Source organism: Mesorhizobium sp. M1A.F.Ca.IN.020.06.1.1 (assembly GCF_004023265.1).
In the GTDB taxonomy this organism is placed as follows: Bacteria; Pseudomonadota; Alphaproteobacteria; order Rhizobiales; family Rhizobiaceae; genus Mesorhizobium.
Genome location: NZ_RZSR01000643.1, coordinates 1 through 3,537, shown reverse-complemented (window position 1 = coordinate 3,537; position 3,537 = coordinate 1). Strand labels below are relative to the sequence as shown.

Genomic DNA, 3,537 nt, shown 5'->3' with positions numbered 1-3,537 from the left:
GGCCGTGCATGCGCTGCGCTTCCGCCTGATGCCGGCGGAACCGCAGGTCGATGCGGAGCGCCGCGGCCGAGAGCACCAGAATGACCAGGCTTGCCGCCGCAGCGGCAAAGGCTTGCGACATCGGCGCGATGGTGAATTTTGAGATCTCTATCGAGGAGTCCGGATAGATCGAGACCGCCGCCATGGCGATAAAATGCAGTGTGCAGATGGCCAGTGTGAGCAAGACGGCGGCAGCGATCGTCGTAAGCGTCGACGGGCGGCGAAGCACGACGAGCAGCGAAAGCGCGGCAAGCGTGACGCCCGCCGCCAGCGAAAGAGCGACGAGCAGCTCGTTCCAGACGATCCTGCCCTGGACCTCGAACGCCGCCATGCCGGTATAGTGCATCACGGCGATGCCGACGCCGAGCACGGCGCCGCCGACAAGATAGTGATCAATGCCGCCGCGGATGGTGGCGATCCACATTCCGGCCGCTGTCAGAACTACGGAGGCGGCCAGCGAAAGCGCGGAAAGCTCCGCGTTATAGGCGTTGGGTATTCCCGGCGTGAAGGCGATCATGGCGACGAAATGCGTCGCCCAGATACCGAATCCGGTCGCCGTGGCTGCAATCAACAGCCATGCGTAGCGATTTCGACTGGTCGATTGCTCGACATGGCGAAGAAGATTGACCGCCGAGAAAGAGGAAATTCCGCAGATGAGCGCCGCAAGTGCGACCAACCTCAGATCGTGCTCGTACACGATGCAATTATAGACGGTCAACATTTGGCCCCACCTGATCTTCCCGCATCAATCAAGTTAAGATTGCTTAAGGCCCGACGGCTGAAGAATCGATTAGTGGACCTGCAACCGACGCGTGTGCCTCAGGTTGTAAAGGACGGATAAGGTTGGGCCGGCTGTCGCAATACGATGGTTGGAGTCGCTCAAATCCTAAGCCGGCAAGCAATCTGCCCGGCCGTGACCGATGCACGTTAGTTTAGGATCAGATGATGTTCATCGACGCATAACAAAACCGTTGTCCGATTGTCATGCGCAACACATACTGGTTCTGCGGAAGCCCCCCTTTCGCCAATCACAACGGGAGATGAAAACATGAAGCTCTTCGGCTTCGCGGCAGGTGTTGCCGCTACCTTGACCCTGCTTTCCACCACGTCCGCTTTCGCTGTCACGCAGATCAGCTGGTGGCATGCGATGACGGGCGCCAATGCGGAAGTCGTCGACAAGATCTCGAAGGACTTCAACGCCAGCCAAAGCGACTACCAGATCGTTCCGGTCTTCAAGGGCACCTATCCCGAGACGCTGAATGCAGGCATCGCCGCGTTCCGCGCCGGCCAGGCGCCGGACATCATCCAGGTGTTCGATGTCGGCACCGGCGTCATGATGGCGGCCGAGAGCGCGATCAAACCCGTGGCGGAAGTTTTGACGGGCGCGGGGATGACGTTCGATAAGAGCCAGTATCTGCCCGGCATTGTCGGCTACTATTCGAAGCCGGACGGCACCATGTTGTCTTTCCCTTACAATTCCTCCTCGCCGATCCTCTACTACAACAAGGACATCTTTCAGAAGGCCGGCCTCGACGTGAACAACCCGCCTAAGACCTGGAACGAGGTCTGGGAAGCGGCGAAGAAGATCAAGGCGAGCGGCGCGGCCCCTTGCGGCTACACCTCGACCTGGCTGACCTGGATCCATCTGGAAAATTTTGCCGCCTGGAATAATGTTTCCTGGGCGACCCAGCAGAACGGACTGGCCGGCGGCGACGTCGAACTCAAGATCAATGCGCCGATTTTCGTCAACCACTTTCAGGCGCTGGCTGACCTCGCCAAGGATGGCACTTTCAAATATGGCGGGCGCACCTCCGAGGCCAAGCAGATATTCCTTGCCGGGGAATGCGGCATCTTTACCGAGTCGTCGGGCGGGCTCGGCGATATCGTCAAGTCGGGCATGAACTACGGCATCGGCCAACTGCCGTATGACAGCGATGCCAAGGGTGCGCCGCAGAACACGACGCCCGGCGGCGCAAGCCTCTGGGTTTTCAGCGGCAAATCCGATGCGGAGTACAAGGGCGTCGCTGCCTTCTTCGCCTATCTCTCCAAGACCGAGGTGCAGGAATATCTGCACCAGAAGTCGGGCTACCTGCCGGTGACGCTGGCAGCCTATGAGGCGACCAAGAAGTCCGGCTTCTACGACAAGAACCCGGGCCGCGAGACACCGATCCTGCAGATGACCGGCAAGGCGCCGACCGAAAATTCGAAGGGTGTGCGCCTGCCCAATCTGCCGCAGGTGCGCGATATCCAGAACGAGGAGTTCGAGAAGATGCTGGCCGGCCAGGAAACGGCCCAGCAGGCGCTCGACAATGCCGTCTCGCGCGGCAACGCGGCGATCAAGGACGCGTTGGGCAACTAGACCTGGCCGAGGATGAAACGTCGCCCGCGCGGATCGGCGCGGGCGATCCTTGCTTGACGAGGAAACCAAGCTGACCCCGCGCGTCGTTTTCCCCAACAAAGTCCTGCCTTACCTGCTTGTGGCGCCGCAACTCGCCATAACACTGGTTTTCTTCTACTGGCCGGCCGGGCAGGCGCTCTACCAGTCCATGCTCAGGCAGGATCCATTCGGGCTGAAGAGCAAGTTCGTCTGGTTTGCCAATTTCCGCAAAGTGCTTGCCGACCCGGCCTATCTCAACTCGATCAAGGTAACGGTGGTATTTTCGCTTGCCACCGCAATCGTGGCCATGGCCGCGGCGTTGCTGCTTGCCGTAATGGCGGACAAAGTGGTGCGCGGGAAAGCGCTCTACCGCACGCTGATGATCTGGCCTTATGCGGTGGCGCCGGCGATCGCCGGCATGTTGTGGCTGTTCCTGTTCAACCCTTCGATCGGCTCGCTATCCTACGTGCTGAGAAGTCTCGGCATAGCCTGGGATCCGTTGCTCAACGGCAGTCACGCCATGATCCTTTTGGTTTCCGCCGCAGCATGGAAGCAGATCAGCTACAATTTCCTGTTCTTCGTCGCCGGGCTGCAGGCGGTGCCGAAGACGCTGATCGAGGCGGCGGCGATGGACGGCGCTCGCGAGACCAAGCGTTTCTGGACCATCATCTTCCCGCTGCTCGCGCCGACGACCTTCTTCCTGCTGGTCGTCAACACTGTCTATGCCCTGTTCGACACGTTCGGCATCGTCCATGCCGTCACCGGCGGCGGACCGGGCAAGACCACCGAGACGTTGGTCTACAAGGTCTACAATGACGGCTTCGTCAACCTGATCCTCGGCGACTCGGCGGCGCAGTCGGTGATCCTGATGGTCATCGTCATCGCGCTCACCGCCATCCAGTTCCGCTATGTGGAACGCAAGGTCCACTACGGCTGAGGCAAGCGATGATCGGCCAGTCCCCGTTGCGTGTCCTGATCGCCCATGCCGCTCTCATTCTCGGCATTTTGATCGTTGCATTTCCCATCTACTACACATTCGTGGCCTCGACACAGACGCTGCAGACGATCCTCAAGCCGCCCCTGCCGCTGCTGCCCGGTGACCAACTCTGGAACAATTACAG

The 3,537-nt window shown here is 60.1% G+C and carries 3 protein-coding genes and 1 pseudogene; 3 read left to right on the top strand and 1 reads right to left on the bottom strand.

The genetic code is table 11. The features are described from left to right. The coding region (locus tag EOA60_RS24115) for an MHYT domain-containing protein (protein WP_281060770.1) at positions 1-760 on the bottom strand (760 nt) is incomplete at its 3' end. A 327-nt stretch (positions 761-1,087) separates the two neighbouring features. Between EOA60_RS24115 and ugpB the strand changes: the two genes are divergently transcribed. From ugpB to EOA60_RS39190, 3 genes and pseudogenes are all read left to right on the top strand, one after another. Then, entirely contained in the window at positions 1,088-2,398 is a 1,311-nt protein-coding gene (ugpB, locus tag EOA60_RS24110) for a sn-glycerol-3-phosphate ABC transporter substrate-binding protein UgpB (RefSeq protein ID WP_066990210.1), read from the top strand. A 70-nt stretch (positions 2,399-2,468) separates the two neighbouring features. Further along, positions 2,469-3,353 (top strand): sn-glycerol-3-phosphate ABC transporter permease UgpA, encoded by an 885-nt coding sequence (ugpA, locus tag EOA60_RS24105; protein ID WP_095824180.1) that lies wholly within the window; start codon positions 2,469-2,471, stop codon positions 3,351-3,353. Between the two features lie 8 nt (positions 3,354-3,361). Beyond that, a pseudogene (locus EOA60_RS39190) lies at positions 3,362-3,537 on the top strand (glycerol-3-phosphate transporter); the annotation flags it as partial.